The sequence below is a fragment of the Sulfitobacter sp. 1A13496 genome (assembly GCF_043557225.1).
Classification (GTDB): Bacteria; Pseudomonadota; Alphaproteobacteria; order Rhodobacterales; family Rhodobacteraceae; genus Sulfitobacter; species Sulfitobacter faviae.
The window spans coordinates 849,481-864,864 of the sequence record NZ_JBIFFP010000001.1 but is presented as its reverse complement, the minus strand read 5'-3'; the positions used below and the strand labels follow the sequence as shown (position 1 = coordinate 864,864).

Below are 15,384 nucleotides of genomic sequence, written 5' to 3'. Positions count from 1 at the left end.
GGCGGCAGGGTTATCATCCTGCCGCCCCTTCTTTACCCGACCAGCATTTAACCGATCATTGGGCCACCCGGCCCCACGGTTTCATCGTAATGCCGTTTCAGCCGCATGAGTGCGATCCGAAGCACGATCTTGCCCGAACGCGCTGACCAACCGAGCCGTTTTTCGGTGGTCTCTAGCCCTTCCAGATAACAGCAACAGCGCAGCACCACGTCCGACAGGCCGGGGCCGAGGTCGGCCATGGCATCGGCCACCCTCTTGCGCGCCTCCGCCGCGGCCATGGCGCCGGCCCCGTCACGCCGGCCAGTGAGTTTGGCGCCCGGGGTCAGGAAGTGATCCCAATTCTGCGTAACCTCACCGCCCATCTGCGCCAGTTCGAAATCTTCGCGCAGCCTTTCGCCCGCATGGACCAGCCCCTCGTTCAGAAAGAGCGCGCCGGATTTGTCGCGCCGCCTTGCGAGGGTCGAAAGCGGGCTTTCTGACAAGCAATAGCGGCCACGGCGCGGGGCCGTATCCGCATCTGCGCCCAAGTCTGCGGCGGGCGCGTCGGGCCCGCCCAGAAAGGCGGCCTGATCTTCGGCAAAGCCATCTGTGGCTGCCCCTTGCTCTTCAAGCATGCGCCGCAGCGCCGCGCGCCCCGCGCTGGTGATATGATAGCGTGTCACCCGGCCTGTGCTGCCCGGCGCGATCCAATCTTTCAGGGCCATCGCCTGCGCCACGGCGCTGTCGACCACGGCAGTGCGTGCGCCGGGGCCGGTGTCCGTCTCGCGCAGGACGACGGCCTTTTCCATTCCCTCGGCCACGGCAAGGATCGCGCCTGCCTCATGCAGGCGCCGCAGGACGCGCAGCGCCTCGGCGGCGAAAGTGTCTTCGTCAAGAAGGGGGGCGGCGGGTTTCATCATTGTCGCTGTCTTTCCTGCTGGGGGGCCAGCAGTACAATCCAAGGCGCGCCGCACCGCCCCGAGCCTGCGCAGGGCTGCATCCACCAGCGGATCGTCACGCCGCGTCTCGATACGGCGGATTTGGCGCATGATGGTCGAGGCATGAACACCAGCTTGGCGCGCCAAGGCCCGGATCGGGGCGCCGGTCTCCGTATGTGCGAGGTAATGCAGGGCTCCGTGCGGCACCCATCCCGGCAGGACGGACTGTTGAATTTGGTAATGCGCCTTCAATTGACTGCCACTTCCATTTTGGCGGGTCCCCAAGCTGGGTGAGTTATCCCCAGAGTTATTCACAACCTATGGATGTTTTGGTTACCCGTTCGTTAAAATCGTCGCATTTGGCAATGATTGTTTCCAAAAGGTAAACGCCATCGAAAGGCGCCGTGCGCCGGGAACCCGCAACACGCAACACCCGGAAAGGTTGTGCGACACTTCGCCGATCCGGGGTGATTCACCCCTCAGAAATCGGAGAGTGTGATGCAAGATCTACTGACCATGTTGCAAAAACTTCACCGCCCGCGCCTCTTGATGCGGGCCGCCCGCATCGGGGCCGAAGACTACCGCCGCGGCACCCATTTGCCACGGATACTGGGCTTCGGCATATTGCCACGCCACGGCACCGCGCTGATCAAACTGATCGAGATCGAGGCCGCGTTGGACGCCCAGCGCAAGACGGCGGATGCAAGCTATAGCCTGATCCGCCATGTAGATGTTCTTATCGCCATGGTTGGCGAGGCGCGGTTCTTGAAGGCCGCGATGATGCCCAGCGCCTGAATTGCAAAGCGGGGGATCGCACCCGCCGCAAAGCCTTAGCTAAAACTATCGGGTTCCGCCGCCTTACGGGTCGCGACAAAGGCATCGAGCGCTTCGCGAATGGTAGGATCCAGCGCAGGCTGCTGATAGTCGGCCAGCATCTTTTCGACCCGCGCGGTGGCAAGGCTCTGCGTGTCGCGCGCGCCCTCGTCCGACCATGTCTCAAAGGGTTTGTAGTCCAACAGATCCGACTTCCAAAAGGCATCGCGGAAATTGCTCTGCGTATGGGCGCAGCCAAGGTAATGCCCCCCCGGCCCCACTTCGCGGATCGCGTCCATGGCCTGTGCGTTCACGTCGATCTCCACCCCACGGGCAAGGTGATGCAACGTGCCCAGTTGATCCGCATCCATGACGAACTTCTCGAAGGAGGAAACAAGCCCCCCTTCCAGCCAGCCACAGGCGTGCAGCATGAAGTTCACCCCCGAAAGCAGCCCCATGTTCAGGCTGTTCGAGGTCTCGTAAGCAGCCTGCGCGTCGGGCAGTTTCGAGCCGGTGAAAGACCCGGCGCTGCGGTACGGCAGGTTGAGCCTGCGCGCCAGTTGCCCAGCGCCATAGGTGATATGCGCAGCCTCGGGCGTGCCGAATGTGGGCGCGCCCGAGTTCATGTCGATGGAGGTGACGAAAGCCCCCATGATCACCGGCGCCCCGGGACGGACCAACTGGCTATAGGCGATGCCCGCCAGCGTCTCAGCCAAGACCTGTGTCAGCGTGCCCGCCACACTCACCGGGGCCATGGCACCGCCCACGATGAAGGGCGAGATGATGCAGGCCTGATTGTTCTCGGCATAGACCTTGAGCGCGCCCATCATCACATCGTCAAACGTCATCGGCGAGTTGATATTGATGAGCGAGGTCATCACCGTGTTTTCTTGCACAAAGTCCTTGCCGAAGAGGATACCGCACATGTCGACGGAATCCTGCGCCCGGCTGGGTTCGGTCACCGATCCCATGAAGGGTTTGTCGCTCAGCGTCATATGGGCATGCAGCATATCGAGGTGGCGTTTGTTCACCGGGATATCCGTCGGCTCGCATACCGTCCCCCCCGAGTGATGCAGCCATTTGGACATATAGCCCAGCTTCACGAACTTCTCGAAATCCGCCATCGTGGCATAGCGGCGCCCCCCTGCGGCATCGCGCACAAAGGGCGGGCCATAGACGGGGGCAAGGACAAGGTTCCTCCCCCCGATCACCACATCCCGATCTCGGTTGCGGGCCACTTGGGTGATCGTCGAAGGCGCGGTGGAACAGAGCTTGCGTGCCAGCCCCCGTGGGATACGCACCCGCTCTCCCTGAACATCGGCCCCGGCCTCACGCCAGAGCGCCAATGCCTCGGGGTTGTCGGGGAAGTTCACGCCGATCTCTTCCAGCACCGCATCGGCGTTCTGCTCGATGATTTCCAGCGCCTCTTCGGTCAGCACTTCGAAGTTCGGGATATTCCGTTCGATATAGCGCGCTGTCTCGAAAGAGACGGCTGTGCGCGCCGCGCGTCTTGCCGCACCACCACCGCCGCGTGCCCGTCGTGCTGATTCCGCCATTGCTCTATCCTTCCCGCAAGTCTTGGCCCGTCACTACCCCATTCCCGGCAGGAGCTTCGCGCGGATAACGCCCCCTAGCGGCAAAAAGCGACATCGCGTGCCGTCCCCGCGCCACTTGCGCGAATTAAACGCGGGCGGCACCGGTCTTCGGCCTGCTAGAGACTTGCCAGAGCGCGCGCACGGGCCTAATCACAGCCCCATGACAGATATCACCCATGACCGCCTTCTCATCATCGACTTCGGCAGCCAGGTCACGCAGCTTATCGCGCGTCGCCTGCGGGAGCTGAATGTCTTTTGCGAAATCCACCCGTTCAACACGGTGGACGAAGCCTTCCTCAAGGAATTCGCGCCTAAGGCGGTGATCCTGTCGGGTGGCCCGTCCTCGGTGTTTGCCGAAGGCGCGCCGCGTCCGCCGCAGGCCGTTTTCGAACTGGGCGTGCCGATCCTTGGCATCTGCTATGGCCAGCAAGTCATGATGCACTGCCTTGGCGGCCATGTGGAGCGCGGCCATGGCACCGCTGAATTCGGTCGGGCCTTTGTCACCCCCACGGGCCAACAGCTTGATCTGCTCGAAGGCTGGTTCGCCACCGACCGCGAACAGGTCTGGATGAGCCATGGAGACCACGTCAGCAAGATCGCCCCGGGGTTCGAGGTCTATGGCACCTCCCCCAACGCGCCCTTCGCCATTACCGCCGATGTTGAACGTCACTTCTACGCCGTGCAGTTCCACCCCGAGGTGCACCACACCCCCAACGGCCCGCGCCTATACGAGAACTTCGTGCGTTTGGCGGGCTTCAAGGGCGACTGGACCATGAGCGCCTACCGTGAGGAAGCCATTGCCGCGATCCGCGAGCAGGTCGGCGACCAGAAGGTGATCTGCGGCCTTTCCGGCGGTGTCGACTCCTCCGTTGCCGCCGTGCTGATCCATGAGGCGATCGGCGACCAGCTGACTTGCGTCTTCGTCGACCACGGCCTGCTGCGCAAGGGCGAGGCCGAAGAGGTCGTCACCATGTTCCGCGATCATTACAACATGCCGCTGATCCATGCCGACGAGCAGGAACTTTTCCTCGGCGAGCTCGACGGTGTCTCCGACCCCGAGACCAAGCGCAAGATCATCGGCAAACTCTTCATCGACGTGTTCCAGAAACACGCCAAGGAAGTGGGCGATGCCACCTTCCTCGCCCAAGGCACGCTCTACCCCGATGTGATCGAGAGCGTTTCCTTCTCCGGTGGGCCTTCTGTAACGATCAAAAGCCACCACAACGTCGGCGGCCTGCCTGAAAAGATGGGCCTGAAGCTGGTCGAGCCGCTGCGCGAGCTTTTCAAAGACGAGGTGCGCGAGTTGGGCCGCGAGTTGGGCCTGCCGCCCTCCTTCATCGGCCGCCACCCCTTCCCCGGGCCGGGTCTTGCGATCCGCTGTCCTGGTGAGATCACCCGCGAGAAGCTCGACATCCTGCGCGAAGCCGATGCGGTCTATATCGACCAAATCCGCCGTCACGGCCTCTATGACGATATCTGGCAAGCCTTCGTGGCGATCCTGCCGGTGCGTACCGTGGGCGTGATGGGCGATGGCCGCACCTATGACTTCGCCTGCGCCCTGCGTGCGGTGACCTCGGTGGATGGGATGACGGCGGATTACTACCCCTTCTCGCATGATTTCCTTGGTGAAACCGCCACGCGGATCATCAACGAGGTGCCGGGCATCAATCGCGTTACCTATGACATCACCTCGAAACCTCCGGGCACCATCGAGTGGGAATAAAAATGCGGGTGGCCCTAACCGGCCACCTTCGCTGCGCCACCCGGGCCGAGGCGGACCGGGTGCGCGCAGGACTTGACGCGCATCAGCGTCTCACCCGGTCCGAGCCGGGCTGCCTGCGCTTCGACGTGACCCCGACCGACGATCCCCTTGTCTGGCAGGTCGCGGAGCTTTTTACCGACCGCGCGGCCTTCGCGGCACATCAAGCCCGTGCCGCAGCATCGGACTGGGCGAGGCTTACCGCCGGGATCGCCCGCGACTACCGGATTACCGAGAACTCATGAGCCCCACCTTCCGCGCCGCACTCTGGATGATCGGCTCCATCGGGTCATTCTCCACCATGGCCGTGGCGGGGCGCGAACTCTCGGCGCGGTTCGACACTTTCGAGGTGATGCTTTACCGCAGCGTGATTGGCGTGATCATCGTCCTGTCGCTTGCCGGGGCCACGGGCGCGTGGCGGCAGATCAACACCCGCAACTTCGGCCTACAACTCCTGCGCAACCTCGCTCATTTCACCGGGCAGAACCTGTGGTTCCTCGCCGTGTCGCTGATCCCGCTGGCACAGGTCTTCGCGCTTGAGTTTACCTCGCCCCTCTGGGTCATCGTCCTGTCGATCTTTCTGTTGGGCGAACGGCTGACCGCGACACGGGCGCTGGCCGGGGTTATGGGCTTTATCGGCATCCTGATCGTGGCACGGCCCGATATCGGCAACCTAAACACCGGCATTCTGGCGGCGGCGGGCTGTGCCGTCTTCTTTGCCCTGACCAATGTGCTGACCAAACGGCTGACGCGGACCCAAGGGATCACCACGATCCTGTTCTACCTCACCACGCTGCAATTGATCTTTGGCCTGATCTCGGCGGGATACGACGGCGACATCGCCGGACCCACGGTTGAGACGATGCCCTTCCTCCTGCTTGTCGGCGCCTGCGGGCTGCTTGCGCATTACTGCCTGACCAACGCGCTGAGCCTCGCCCCCGCGACGGTGGTGGTGCCGATCGATTTTGTCCGCCTTCCGGCCATCGCCGTGGTCGGAATGCTGCTCTATGCCGAAGCGCTGGATATCTGGGTCTTCGTCGGGGCCGCGATCATCTTTGCTTGCAACTACCTCAACATCTGGTTTGAGACCCGCAAAGCACACCCAAGGTAATGTTTGCGCAGATTTCAACCTGACCCAAGGTCAGTGATTGACGCAAACGGCAGCAATCCGCTTAGATCGTTTCTAACCTGTGCCGGGGAGGAACCGCACAGAAGTCTTGGGAGGAAAGCAAATGAAAACCTATTTCTTGGCAATTCCGGCACTGTTGGCATCTACGGCAATCGTTCACGCTGGCGGCATCGATCGGTCGGGCCAATCCATCAACGCCCTATTTGAAAGCGGCCGCTATGCGGAGTTCAGCTTCGGGCATATCGATCCATCCACCAGCGGGACGTCGACAATGGCGGTGCCGCCGCCATCGCTGTCGAATGTAAGCTCCGGCGATATGACCTCAAGCTATCTCCAGTTTGGCGCAGCCTATAAGGCCGACATCAACGACAAGCTGTCCTATGCGATCATCTATGATCAGCCGTTCGGCGCGGATGTCGATTACCCCACGCCCACCGGCTACTATGCACAAGGTGCCCAAGCGGATCTGGAAAGCCACGCGATAACCGGCCTGCTGCGCTACCGCATGAACGAGAACTTCAGCGTTCACGGCGGTCTGCGCGTCCAGACCATCGAAGCGGTCGCAGCTGTGCCCTTCGTCGCCGGCTATACGGTGAACGGCGAGCGTGACACCGGCGTCGGCTATGTTGCGGGTGTCGCCTATGAGCGCCCCGACATCGCCATGCGTGTCGCGCTGACCTATAATTCCAGCATCGACCACGAGGTCGACACGACCGAGTTCGGCGCCATCATGAGCACGACCGAAATCGAAACCCCGCAGTCGGTGAACCTTGATTTCCAGACCGGCATCGCCGCCGACACGTTGCTTTTTGGTGGCGTCCGCTGGGTCGATTGGTCCTCCTTCGACATCACCCCCGCCCAATACCAAGGCGCGACCGGTGGCTCGCTCGTCAGCTACAATGACGACGTTTTCACCTACTCGCTCGGCGTCGGCCGCCGTCTGAACGACAACTGGTCGGTCTCGGCCTCCGTTGGCTATGAGAAGTCCAACGGCGGGTTCGCCTCCAACCTCGGGCCGACCGATGGCAACAAAAGCCTCGCTCTGGCTGCCGTCTATACCCGCGACAACATGAAGATCACCACCGGCGTGCGCTACGTCAACATCGGTGATGCAGAGACAACTTTGAACGGTGTGAATGCATCGGGCGAGTTCGAAGACAACGATGCTCTGGCCTTTGGTGTGAAAGTGGGCTTCACCTTCTGATCCACACCAGACCCGTCGCGATTACGCCGCCCGAGACCCTCGGGCGGCGTTTTTTATGCATGCGCATCTTTCGGGTCGTGCCGATCCGTGGAACAGCCTAAACCCAAGCCATGATCACACAGAAAACCATCCCCCCGCGCGCTTGGATCGAAATGGGCTGTCTCGCCCTGCTCTGGGGCGCGTCCTTTGTCGCCGTGCGGGTGGCCTTGGATGAGATCGGGCCGCTGACATCGGTTGCGCATCGGGTGTTCTGGGCGATGTTGGTGCTTTGGGCCGCCGTCGCCACCATGCGCCTGCCGCTGCCGCGCGACCCGCGCATCTGGGCGGCCTTCCTGCTGATGGGGCTTTTGAACAATGTGATCCCGTTTTCGCTGATGGCATGGGGGCAGCTGCACATCCCCTCGGGGCTGACCTCGATCCTCAATGCCGCCACCGCGATCTTTGGCGTGCTGGCCGCCGCAATCTTTCTGGCGGATGAGCGGATCACCCCGCGCAAGGCGATTGGCGTCTGCCTTGGCTTCGCGGGTGTCAGTACCGCCATCGGTCTGGAAAATCTCACGAATTTCGACCTCGGCAGCCTTGCACAACTGGCCGTGCTGGGCGGGGCGATGTCCTATGCCATGGCCGGGGTCTGCGCGCGCAAACTGCTGCCGGGCCAGCCGCCGCAATTGGCCGCCGCCGGGATGCTGACCGGCGCCACGCTCGTCATGTTGCCCGCGGCCTGGATCGTCGAGGGACCGCTGACGCTCGACCTCGCCCCCGCCACCCTCGTCGCCATCGCCTATTACGCGCTGGCCGCGACGGCGCTGGCCTATCTGCTATATTACCGCGTGCTCGGCATGGCGGGCAGCAGCAACCTTATGTTGGTGACACTACTGGTCGCCCCCGTGGCGATCCTACTGGGCGCATGGTTGCGGGATGAGACCCTGCGCCCCGCTGCCTATGGCGGTTTCGCCCTTCTCGCACTTGGGCTTCTGGTGCTCGATGGCCGCATCTGGCGTCTGGTGAAGCACTGGGGTAGTCAGGGGAAACGAAGCACTTAACCTTGGTGATACATGCTCTACCCCACGGCTGACGATTGGCGCGCGGCGCCGCGGCGCAAAGTTCTGATCTTCGGCATGTCGGGCTTGGGCAAGACCCATCTCTCCAGCCTGCTGCGCGCCAGCGGGGATTGGTTTCACTACTCCATCGATTACCGCATCGGCACCCGCTATCTGGGTGAGTTGATCGCCGACAACGCCAAGGCCGAGGCGATGAAAGTGCCCTTCCTGCGCGATCTGCTGCTGAGCGATAGCATCTACATCGGCTCGAACATCACCTTCGACAATCTGTCGCCCGTGGCCACATGGCTGGGCAAACCGGGTGACCCTTCGCGCGGCGGACTGCCGATGGAAGAATACGCCAAACGGCAAGAGGCTTTCCGCCGGGCCGAGATCAACGCGCTGCAAGACACCGCCTATTTCGCCACCCGTGCCGAAGCGCTCTATGGCTATCCGCATTTCATCTGCGACACCGGTGGCTCGATCTGCGAATGGGTCGACCCCGAAGACCCGAACGACCCGCTCCTGCGGCAATTGGCCGAGGAATGTCTGCTGGTCTGGATCAAGGGCGACGAGGCCCATACCGAGGAACTTATCCGCCGCTTTGACAAAGCGCCCAAGCCGATGGCCTATCAGCCCGAATTCCTCGCCCGGGCATGGGCCGATTATCTGGCGGAGAAAAGCATCACCGAGGATGCGGTGAACCCCGACGATTTCATCCGCTGGACCTACGCCGCCGCCCTGTCGCACCGCCAACCCCGCTATGAGGCGATGTCGAAATGGGGCGTCACCATCACCCCTGCCGACATCGACGCCCTGAAAGCTCCCGAAGACTTTACCGATCTGATCGCCCGCCACCTGCCCGCGGGCGGTTGAACCCGCCCCGCCCAAGATTATCTGACTGCACTGGCCACCCCTGAAAGACCTGTCTCATGCCCATCAAGATCCCCTCCCGCCTGCCCGCCTTCGACGTTCTGCGCAACGAAGGGGTCATGGTGCTGGACGAGGAACTGGCCTCGCGGCAAGACATCCGCCCCCTGCGCATCGCTCTGCTGAACCTGATGCCCAAGAAAATCCAGACCGAGAACCAGTTTGCCCGGCTGATCGGTGCGACACCCTTGCAGATCGAACTGAGCCTCATCCGCATGTCCGACCACCGGACCCGCAACACCGCCGCCGAACATATGGAAAGCTTCTACCGCCCCTTCGAGGAGATGAAGGCCGAGAAGTTCGACGGGCTGATCATCACCGGCGCCCCGATCGAACATCTCGACTTTGACGAGGTGACCTATTGGGACGAGCTGCGCGAGGTAATGGAATGGACCCAGACCAACATCCACTCCACCTTTGGCGTCTGCTGGGGCGGCATGGCGATGATCAACCACTTCCACGGCGTCAAGAAACACATGCTGAGCGCAAAGGCTTTCGGCTGTTTCCGCCACCGCAACCTCGCGCCCGCCTCGCCCTATCTGCGCGGCTTTTCGGATGATTGCACCGTGCCCGTCTCCCGCTGGACCGAGATGCGCCAAGATGAGGTTGACGCCCATCCCGGCCTCACCACGCTTTTGGGCAGTGATGAGGTTGGCCCCTGTCTGATCGAAGACCCCGCGCACCGCGCGCTCTATGTCTTCAACCATTTCGAATACGACCGCGACACGCTCAAGCAAGAGTATGACCGCGATGTCGAGAATGGCGTGCCGATCAACGTGCCCTGCAACTACTACCCCGAGGATGACCCCGCGCGCACGCCCGTGAACCGCTGGCGCAGCCATGCGCATCTGCTTTATGGCAATTGGATCAACGAGATATACCAAACCACCCCCTTTGATATGAATGAGATCGGCCATTAAACTGCTGCTTGCCCTCCTCCTCGGGCTGGCGCTGCTCACCGCGCTCGTCCAATGGCGCGCCGCGCGGCATGAGGCGCGGGCCGAAGCCAGCCATCCGCCTGAGGGGGAAATCATCACGGTCGACGGCCTGCCGGTCCATGCCAAGATCATCGGCAGCGGGCCGGATCTGGTGTTGATCCACGGGGCCAGCGGCAACCTGCGCGATTTCACTCTGGGCTTCGCTGAGCGGCTGAGCGACCGCTACCGCGTCATCATGTTCGACCGTCCCGGCATGGGCTATACCGCCCGCCTTCCCGGCGCGCGCGGGCCTTGGAACCCGCGCGGCGAGTCACCGCAGGAACAGGCCGCACTCTTGCAGAAAGCGGCGGATCAACTGGGCGTCGAAAACCCCATCGTGGTGGGCCATTCCTTTGGCGGGGCCGTGGCGCTGGCTTGGGGGCTGCAACGCCCCGATGAGACCGCAGCGCTGGTGCTGGTCTCTGCGGTGTCGGAGCCTTGGCCCGGCGGTCTGGGCTGGCTCTATAACGTCAGCGCCTCACGGCTTGGCGGTGCGCTCTTTATCCCCGCCGTCACCGCCTTTGTGCCTGACAGCGTGGTGCAAAGCAGCATCGCGGCGATCTTTGCCCCACAGCAAGCGCCCAAAGGCTATGCCGATCACATCGGCACGGGTCTCACCCTGCGCCGCAGCGCCAGCCGCGCCAATGCGCAACAGGTCCATCAACTCCGCCCGCATGTGGTTGAAATGGCAGCGCAATATGACCGCCTGACCATGCCGGTCGAGATCATTCACGGCGATGCCGATACCATTGTCCCCATGCATATCCACGCCGAGGAACTGATCAAAGACATCCCCAACGGCGCCCTGACGGGCCTGCCCGGCATGGGCCATATGCCCCATCACGCCGACCCGCAGGCAGTGGCCGATGCCATCGACCGCGCCGCCGCCCGTGCCGGTTTGCGTTAATCGCCTTAACATCCCATATTGAAACAAGAACAAACCGCAAGGAGCGCCCATGGACCTGCCCTTTGACGGCGCGATCAGCGCCTTTTATGAGAACGACGCCCCCGAAGACATCCGCCAAGCGATCCAACGGGCCGACAAGGACGATATCCTTTCGCCCAGCTACCCGCATGACGAACGTCTGTCGCGCAAGACCTATGAGCGCGACTATGACCGGTTGCAGATCGAGATGGTCAAACTGCAATCTTGGGTGCGCGAAACCGAGCAGCGCGTGGTCATGGTTTTCGAGGGCCGCGACGCCGCTGGCAAAGGCGGCACAATCCGCCGTATGCGCGAGAACCTCAGCCCCCGTTCCGCCCGTGTGGTGGCCCTGTCGAAGCCTACCGAGACCGAGCAGGGCGAATGGTATTTCCAACGCTACATCAAACACTTGCCCACGGCGGGCGAGATGGTTTTCTATGATCGCTCTTGGTACAATCGCGGGGTGGTGGAAAAGGTCTTTGACTTCTGCACCCCCGAACAGCGCGCGCATTTCTTTGAACAGGTCACCCCATTCGAGCAGATGCTTGTCGAAGACGGCATTCACCTGATTAAGTTCTGGCTCAACGTGGGCCGGGCCGAGCAGTTGCGCCGCATGTTGTCGCGCGAGTCCGATCCGTTGAAACAGTGGAAACTCAGCCCCATCGACGTCAAAGGTCTGTCGAAATGGGAGGAATATTCCGCCGCCATCGCCGAGACGCTGTTGCGCAGCCATACGGAGGAGACCCCGTGGACGGTTATCCGCTCTGACGACAAGCGCCGCGCCCGTCTGGCCGCGATGCGCCACCTGCTGCACCGTTTCGAATACCCCCAGAAAGACGCCAAGGCGATCGGCAAGATCGACGATGAAATCTGCGGCGCACCGGACATCTGGGATGCCTAAGCGCGGTTACCATCACGGCAACCTGCGCCAAGCGCTGATCGACGCGGCGCTTGAGTTGATCGAGCAGCGCGGCCCCACGGGTTTCACCCTTTCCGAGGCCGCCAAACGCGCGGGCGTCACCCCGGCGGCGGTCTATCGCCATTTTGAGGGCCGCGAAGACCTCATTGCCGAGGCCGCGCATCAAGGCTATGATATCTTTGCCGATTTGATGGAATTCGCCTATCAATCCGGCCAGCCCTCGGCGCTCAAAGCCTTTGAGGCGACGGGCCGCGCCTATCTTGCCTTCGCCCGCAAACATCCCGGCCATTACATCGCGATGTTCGAATCCGGCATCTCGGTCAACCGTACGCCGGAACTGGCCCATGCTGCCAACCGCGCCAATGCGGTGCTGGAACGCGCGGCCACAGACCTCAGCCAACATATCCCGGCGGACAAACGCCCGCCCGCCTCAATGTTCTCGGCCCATATCTGGGCGATGAGCCACGGGGTGGTTGAGCTATTTGCCCGTAACTCGCCCGGTCGCGCCTCGCCCTTCCCGCCCGATGACCTGCTGGAAACCGGGATCGGGATTTATCTGCGCGGCTTGGGGCTGGTCAGCCCGGACGAGTGAGGGCGGCGGCCCTTAGGCCGCCACTTTCATCTCCTGCAAGACATCCGCCGCAATCTCGAACGAGCGCAGGCGCGCTGCGTGGTCGTGAATCTGCCCGGTCAGGATCAACTCATCGGGGCGATGCTGCGCGATCAGCGTCTCCAACTGGCGTTTCACCGTCTCAGGGCTGCCCACGGCAGAGACGCGCAATGCGTGGTCGACCCCTTGGCGCAGGCCCGCGCCGATCTCGGCATCGATGTCGCGCACCGGGGCCGGAAGCTTGCCGGGGCGGCCAGTACGCAGACGGGCGAAAGCCTGCTGCATGGTGGTCCGCAGATAGGCGCCTTCCTCATCCGTTTCGGCGGCAAAGACGTTCACCGCCAGCATGAAACGCGGTTCGGGGCAGGCTTCGGATGGTTTGAAATCGCGGCGATAGATCGCCGTGGCCTCTTCCAAGGCGTCCGGCGCGAAATGCGAGGCAAAGGCAAAGGGGAGCCCGAAATGCGCCGCCAATTGTGCGCCATAGAGCGAAGAGCCAAGGATCCAGATCGGCACATGCGTCCCCTCACCCGGATGGGCGCGGACCGGCGCGCGGGGATCGGGCGCGCCAAGATAAGCCATCAACTCGGCCACGTCATCGGGGAATTGATCGCCCGCGCTCATGCCCCGGCGCATGGCGCGCATCACCGCCTGATCCCCACCCGGCGCGCGGCCAAGCCCCAGATCGATCCGGTCGCCATGAATCGCCGCCAGCGTGCCGAACTGTTCGGCAATGGCCAAGGGCGCATGGTTGGGCAGCATCACCCCACCCGCGCCGACGCGAATCTCTTTCGTGTGATCCGCCACATGCCCCAGCAGAACCGAGGTCGCCGCCGAGGCGATTCCGGGCATATTATGATGCTCCGCCATCCAAAACCGGTGATAGCCCTTGGCCTCGGCCAGTTGTGCCAGAGCGACGGAATTTGCGATGGCGGTGGTGGTGTCCGACCCTTCGGGCACGGGCGCAAGATCAAGAACTGAATACTGCATGACTGTCTCCTGTGTTGGGGCTGATATAGGCAGGCACAGCCCTGCCCGGAACCACGTCGCCCCAGAAAAACCAACGACTTGGGCGAAATTTCCGTCGATCACAATGTTATGTTCTAACGCATGTCAGATATGCGCAATCGGGCCTTGCCGCCCCCCGGTGAGCGCCCTATCCGAGGGGCCTTCACAACCTGACCTCGCCAGTCGCAGACAAGCTATGGTCCAAAACTAGGCAAATGCCATGAATATCAAACATCTTATCGGGTTCGGCCTCACCGCCGGGCTGCTCTCCTCTGCTGCCTATGCGCAGGAAAACGTCACCACCGGTTTCGACCCGGTCATCGAAGACCGCAGCATGACTTCGATGGTTGGCTGGACCGCCGGCGTCTCTGCCGCGACACGGTTCAACACGTCGGATGATTTCGATCACCTCGAAAACGAAGTCGAAGGTTTTGTCGAGCTGACCTACGGCGGCTTCCACACCGGGCTGAGCGCGACATCGCTTTACCAAGACCCCACCGATGACGTCGAATTCGAAGCGAACCTCGGCTACGGCGCGGACTTCGGTCAGGGCCTGAGCTGGGATCTGACATATGGCTACATCTGGCTGAACGATTCCAAAGACCACAGCGAAGAGATCACCGCGACGCTGGGCTTCCCCATCGGGCGTGACGCCTCGGGCGCATTCGCCGTGATCATCGACCCCGACAATGGCGAAAGCGATCAGGAAGTCGCGTTTGAAGCGCCCCTGTCCGAGCGTTGGACCGCCGTTGGCCTCATCGGCAACAGCGACCGTGACGACAACATCTATGCCGAAGCCGGTGCCGTTTATGACTTCGGTGACGGCGTCACCTTCGAAGCGCTTTACGAAGACACCAACGATGGCGACGGCGTGCTGGGCTTCACCGTGAGCTACGAAATCGGCGGCTAAGCCGATTTAGGATCAAAGGCGATCCGACCCTAAGGCCGCTGCGGGAACCCGCGGCGGCCTTTTTCATGTGCCGCGGCCAACCCTGCCCACCGCAATGAAAAAGGGCCACCCCGGAGGGCAGCCCTTTCGCAAACTTGATCGGTAAGCTTAACGCTTGGAGAACTGGAAGCTCCGGCGCGCCTTGGCCTTACCGTATTTCTTCCGCTCGACAACGCGGCTGTCGCGGGTCAGGAAGCCTGCCGCTTTCAGCGCACCGCGCAGGGAGGGATCGTAGAGCTGCAGGGCTTTGGAGATGCCGTGCTTGACCGCGCCCGCTTGACCGGACAGACCGCCGCCTTTGACAGTCGCGATCACGTCGAACTGGCCTTCGGTGTTGGTGATGCCGAACGGCTGCGCGAGGATCAGCTGCTGCACGGGGCGCGCGAAGTATTCGTTCTGCGGCTTGCCGTTCACGATGACCTTGCCGGAACCCGGCTTGATCCAAACGCGGGCGACCGCGTCTTTACGTTTGCCGGTGGCATAGGCGCGGCCCAGTTCGTCACGAACCGGCTCACGGGGGGTAACTTCGGTCTCGGTGCCCTGCACGCCGCCGATGTTGTCGGTCACGGCTGCTTCCAGACCGTCGAGGGATTTGATTTCGTCAGCCAT

Annotated in this window: 16 protein-coding genes; 12 read left to right on the top strand and 4 right to left on the bottom strand. The window is 62.5% G+C overall.

The features are described from left to right. Positions 1-47 precede the first annotated feature (47 nt). On the bottom strand, positions 48-1,136 hold the full coding sequence (locus ACGYLX_RS04245) for a DUF6456 domain-containing protein (RefSeq protein WP_394448085.1): 1,089 nt from the start codon (positions 1,134-1,136) through the stop codon (positions 48-50). 279 nt (positions 1,137-1,415) lie between these two features. Here ACGYLX_RS04245 and ACGYLX_RS04240 point away from each other — a divergent pair, with 279 nt between their 5' ends. Next, positions 1,416-1,712 (top strand): DUF6477 family protein, encoded by a 297-nt coding sequence (locus ACGYLX_RS04240; protein WP_394447511.1) that lies wholly within the window; start codon positions 1,416-1,418, stop codon positions 1,710-1,712. Between the two features lie 35 nt (positions 1,713-1,747). On the opposite strand, the gene ACGYLX_RS04235 is transcribed toward ACGYLX_RS04240, so the two are convergent. Beyond that, positions 1,748-3,286: a trimethylamine methyltransferase family protein gene (locus ACGYLX_RS04235; RefSeq protein ID WP_394447509.1), complete on the bottom strand. Its 1,539-nt coding sequence runs from the start codon at positions 3,284-3,286 to the stop codon at positions 1,748-1,750. A gap of 199 nt (positions 3,287-3,485) precedes the next feature. Here ACGYLX_RS04235 and guaA point away from each other — a divergent pair, with 199 nt between their 5' ends. The 10 genes from guaA to ACGYLX_RS04185 all read left to right on the top strand — a co-directional run bounded on the left by guaA (position 3,486) and on the right by ACGYLX_RS04185 (position 12,800). Beyond that, complete coding sequence (gene guaA / locus ACGYLX_RS04230) at positions 3,486-5,048, top strand: glutamine-hydrolyzing GMP synthase (protein ID WP_067266859.1); 1,563 nt, start codon at positions 3,486-3,488, stop codon at positions 5,046-5,048. 2 nt (positions 5,049-5,050) lie between these two features. Next, entirely contained in the window at positions 5,051-5,329 is a 279-nt protein-coding gene (locus ACGYLX_RS04225; RefSeq protein WP_394447507.1) for a putative quinol monooxygenase, read from the top strand. After that, positions 5,326-6,195 carry a DMT family transporter gene (locus ACGYLX_RS04220; RefSeq protein WP_394447505.1) on the top strand — a complete coding sequence of 290 codons (870 nt, stop codon included), beginning with the start codon at positions 5,326-5,328 and terminating at the stop codon, positions 6,193-6,195. The genes ACGYLX_RS04225 and ACGYLX_RS04220 overlap by 4 nt, the downstream gene beginning before the upstream one ends. Before the next feature lie 121 nt (positions 6,196-6,316). Beyond that, positions 6,317-7,417 carry an OmpP1/FadL family transporter gene (locus ACGYLX_RS04215; RefSeq protein ID WP_394447503.1) on the top strand — a complete coding sequence of 367 codons (1,101 nt, stop codon included), beginning with the start codon at positions 6,317-6,319 and terminating at the stop codon, positions 7,415-7,417. Between the two features lie 110 nt (positions 7,418-7,527). Then, positions 7,528-8,460 carry a DMT family transporter gene (locus ACGYLX_RS04210; protein WP_394447501.1) on the top strand — a complete coding sequence of 311 codons (933 nt, stop codon included), beginning with the start codon at positions 7,528-7,530 and terminating at the stop codon, positions 8,458-8,460. 12 nt (positions 8,461-8,472) lie between these two features. Next, positions 8,473-9,333: an ATPase gene (locus ACGYLX_RS04205; protein ID WP_394447499.1), complete on the top strand. Its 861-nt coding sequence runs from the start codon at positions 8,473-8,475 to the stop codon at positions 9,331-9,333. A gap of 56 nt (positions 9,334-9,389) precedes the next feature. After that, positions 9,390-10,307 (top strand): homoserine O-succinyltransferase, encoded by a 918-nt coding sequence (gene metA / locus ACGYLX_RS04200; protein WP_394431056.1) that lies wholly within the window; start codon positions 9,390-9,392, stop codon positions 10,305-10,307. Continuing rightward, positions 10,291-11,271: an alpha/beta fold hydrolase gene (locus ACGYLX_RS04195; protein ID WP_394447497.1), complete on the top strand. Its 981-nt coding sequence runs from the start codon at positions 10,291-10,293 to the stop codon at positions 11,269-11,271. Before metA ends, ACGYLX_RS04195 begins: the two co-directional genes overlap by 17 nt. A 49-nt stretch (positions 11,272-11,320) precedes the next feature. After that, on the top strand, positions 11,321-12,190 hold the full coding sequence (ppk2, locus tag ACGYLX_RS04190) for a polyphosphate kinase 2 (protein WP_394447495.1): 870 nt from the start codon (positions 11,321-11,323) through the stop codon (positions 12,188-12,190). Continuing rightward, positions 12,183-12,800, top strand: coding sequence for a TetR/AcrR family transcriptional regulator (locus ACGYLX_RS04185; protein ID WP_067266873.1), 618 nt, complete (start codon positions 12,183-12,185; stop codon positions 12,798-12,800). Before ppk2 ends, ACGYLX_RS04185 begins: the two co-directional genes overlap by 8 nt. A 12-nt stretch (positions 12,801-12,812) precedes the next feature. Here ACGYLX_RS04185 and ACGYLX_RS04180 read toward each other — a convergent pair whose 3' ends face one another. Continuing rightward, complete coding sequence (locus ACGYLX_RS04180; protein WP_394447493.1) at positions 12,813-13,808, bottom strand: LLM class flavin-dependent oxidoreductase; 996 nt, start codon at positions 13,806-13,808, stop codon at positions 12,813-12,815. Positions 13,809-14,046: 238 nt separating this feature from the next. On the opposite strand from ACGYLX_RS04180, the gene ACGYLX_RS04175 reads away from it, so the two are divergent. Further along, positions 14,047-14,736 carry a hypothetical protein gene (locus tag ACGYLX_RS04175; protein WP_394417274.1) on the top strand — a complete coding sequence of 230 codons (690 nt, stop codon included), beginning with the start codon at positions 14,047-14,049 and terminating at the stop codon, positions 14,734-14,736. A gap of 147 nt (positions 14,737-14,883) precedes the next feature. Here ACGYLX_RS04175 and rpsI read toward each other — a convergent pair whose 3' ends face one another. Continuing rightward, positions 14,884-15,384 (bottom strand): 30S ribosomal protein S9, encoded by a 501-nt coding sequence (gene rpsI / locus ACGYLX_RS04170; RefSeq protein ID WP_067266905.1) that lies wholly within the window; start codon positions 15,382-15,384, stop codon positions 14,884-14,886.

Bases quoted from the DNA above. Each gene is read 5' to 3' on its own strand.
- ACGYLX_RS04220 (WP_394447505.1), top strand. From the start codon at position 5,326: ATGAGCCCCACCTTCCGCGCCGCACTCTGGATGATCGGCTCCATCGGG.
- ACGYLX_RS04210 (WP_394447501.1), top strand. From the start codon at position 7,528: ATGATCACACAGAAAACCATCCCCCCGCGCGCTTGGATCGAAATGGGC.
- ACGYLX_RS04205 (WP_394447499.1), top strand. From the start codon at position 8,473: ATGCTCTACCCCACGGCTGACGATTGGCGCGCGGCGCCGCGGCGCAAA.
- ACGYLX_RS04235 (WP_394447509.1), bottom strand. From the start codon at position 3,286: ATGGCGGAATCAGCACGACGGGCACGCGGCGGTGGTGGTGCGGCAAGA.
- ACGYLX_RS04185 (WP_067266873.1), top strand. From the start codon at position 12,183: ATGCCTAAGCGCGGTTACCATCACGGCAACCTGCGCCAAGCGCTGATC.
- ACGYLX_RS04225 (WP_394447507.1), top strand. From the start codon at position 5,051: ATGCGGGTGGCCCTAACCGGCCACCTTCGCTGCGCCACCCGGGCCGAG.
- ACGYLX_RS04175 (WP_394417274.1), top strand. From the start codon at position 14,047: ATGAATATCAAACATCTTATCGGGTTCGGCCTCACCGCCGGGCTGCTC.
- ACGYLX_RS04215 (WP_394447503.1), top strand. From the start codon at position 6,317: ATGAAAACCTATTTCTTGGCAATTCCGGCACTGTTGGCATCTACGGCA.
- ACGYLX_RS04180 (WP_394447493.1), bottom strand. From the start codon at position 13,808: ATGCAGTATTCAGTTCTTGATCTTGCGCCCGTGCCCGAAGGGTCGGAC.
- ACGYLX_RS04195 (WP_394447497.1), top strand. From the start codon at position 10,291: ATGAGATCGGCCATTAAACTGCTGCTTGCCCTCCTCCTCGGGCTGGCG.
- ppk2 (WP_394447495.1), top strand. From the start codon at position 11,321: ATGGACCTGCCCTTTGACGGCGCGATCAGCGCCTTTTATGAGAACGAC.
- guaA (WP_067266859.1), top strand. From the start codon at position 3,486: ATGACAGATATCACCCATGACCGCCTTCTCATCATCGACTTCGGCAGC.
- rpsI (WP_067266905.1), bottom strand. From the start codon at position 15,384: ATGGCTGACGAAATCAAATCCCTCGACGGTCTGGAAGCAGCCGTGACC.
- ACGYLX_RS04240 (WP_394447511.1), top strand. From the start codon at position 1,416: ATGCAAGATCTACTGACCATGTTGCAAAAACTTCACCGCCCGCGCCTC.
- metA (WP_394431056.1), top strand. From the start codon at position 9,390: ATGCCCATCAAGATCCCCTCCCGCCTGCCCGCCTTCGACGTTCTGCGC.